Genomic DNA, 1,367 nt, shown 5'->3' with positions numbered 1-1,367 from the left:
CTGAATATTGGCCTTCAGGGGGTCCAGAGGTGGTGCGGGTGAGCGCCGTGGTCGGAATCCCGATTGGCGTGGGTGAGCGCCAGTGTCGGTGTGGGTGAGCGCCATCTGTAAGGCTCCTTCCACCACGTGAGGGCCACGTGGTGGAAGGATTACCGGCAATGGTACGGAAGATCAAGGCGAAACTGGTTTTGCAGTTTCGCAATCAAGGCCTATCGGGCAGGGCTATCTCGTCTGCTCAGGGCATGTCTCGGCACAGCGTTCAGGCGGTGATCGAGGCTGCTGATCTGGCAGGGCTCGGCTGGGATGACGTTGCTGATTTGTCTGATGGTGAGGTTTATCTGGCGCTATTTCCCGGCCGCGGGGTGCGCGAGAGCGTGTTTATGCAGCCGGACTGGGGCCAGGTGCACCGGGAGCTGGCCAGGGTTGGGGTGACGTTGAAGCTGCTGCACCAGGAGTATGTCGACGCATCCGGTCGGGCGGGGCAAGCGGCGATGAGTTATGACCGGTTCTGCAGGCTTTATGGCGATCACGCGATGGTCACTGGCGCCTCGTCCCGGGTCGGCCACAAGGCCGGCCGCAGCATCGAGGTCGACTGGTCTGGGCCGACGATGCAGCTGGTCGATCCGGCAACGGGAGAGGTCTCGAAGGTGTATTTGTTCGTCGCGTGTCTGCCGTTCAGCAGGTATGCGTTCGTGGAGGCGTGCCTGGANGTATTTGTTCGTCGCGTGTCTGCCGTTCAGCAGGTATGCGTTCGTGGAGGCGTGCCTGGATATGCGGCAGGATTCGTGGCTGCGCGCGCATGCGGAGATGTTCGCGTTCTTCGGCGGCACGGTCCCGCGGCTCGTCCCGGATTATGTTCCGCGGAACATAATCGGGCACCAGGTGCCTCGGTGCGGCCCCAATGTGCTCGAACACCTTCCGCAGCCCGTGGCAGACACACTCGGCGGTCTCGCCGCGGTATGCCTGGACGAAGCGCATATTCGAGAACGGGAAGCTCACCACCAGGATGTGCAGGACCTGCCGGATCCCGGCAATGATCGCCTCGGCCTGCCCGAAGTCGACCTGCACCGTGCCCGCCGGCCACACCAGCTCGGTGAAACCCTCCCCAGCCTGCCGGTTCCGGGCCGTCCACTTCTTCACGAACCGTTGCACCGGTGAATACGTGCCGGTGAAACCATGCTCATCCACGAGCCGGTCAAAGATCCGCTTGGCCGTATGCCGCTGCTTGCGCGGCCGCCGCTGGTCCTCGCCCAGCCACCGCTCAATGATGCGCTCGAACCCGGTCAGCACCGAACCTCCGGGCCTTGCCAACGGTGCCGGCGGTGCCGGGGAGAAGTCCTGCTGCTCGGCGTACTTGGCCACCGAAT

General features: G+C 63.8%; 1 protein-coding gene. It reads right to left on the bottom strand.

Annotated elements, in window-relative coordinates; all coding sequences use genetic code 11:
- Nucleotides 1-675: 675 nt before the first annotated feature.
- Nucleotides 676-1,290 carry an IS21 family transposase gene (locus tag NG698_RS22115; RefSeq protein ID WP_509908532.1) on the bottom strand — a complete coding sequence of 205 codons (615 nt, stop codon included), beginning with the start codon at nt 1,288-1,290 and terminating at the stop codon, nt 676-678.
- Nucleotides 1,291-1,367 lie beyond the last annotated feature (77 nt).

Origin of the sequence: Pseudarthrobacter raffinosi (assembly GCF_023913735.1) — a bacterium.
Lineage (GTDB): Bacteria > Actinomycetota > Actinomycetes > Actinomycetales > Micrococcaceae > Arthrobacter > Arthrobacter raffinosi.
The sequence above is the reverse complement of the archived record's forward strand: the minus strand, read 5'-3'. Positions and strand labels throughout refer to the sequence as shown.